At 50.0% G+C, this 266-nt stretch carries 1 rRNA gene; it reads right to left on the bottom strand.

What is annotated here, in order from left to right:
• Nucleotides 1-266, bottom strand: a 23S ribosomal RNA gene (locus ACSLUK_RS20060); the annotation flags it as partial.

The raw sequence follows: 266 nt of genomic DNA, 5'->3' as shown, positions 1-266 counted from the left end.
CTTGGTCTTTCGGCGTGGGGGTTTTTCACCCCCATTATCGTTACTCATGTCAGCATTCGCACTTCTGATACCTCCAGCATGCTTCTCAACACACCTTCAACGGCTTACAGAACGCTCCCCTACCACTCATCATAAGATGAATCCGCAGCTTCGGTGCATAGTTTAGCCCCGTTACATCTTCCGCGCAGACCGACTCGACTAGTGAGCTATTACGCTTTCTTTAAAGGATGGCTGCTTCTAAGCCAACCTCCTAGCTGTCTATGCCT

It is taken from the genome of Thalassotalea fusca (assembly GCF_053485835.1).
The sequence above is the reverse complement of the archived record's forward strand: the minus strand, read 5'-3'. Positions and strand labels throughout refer to the sequence as shown.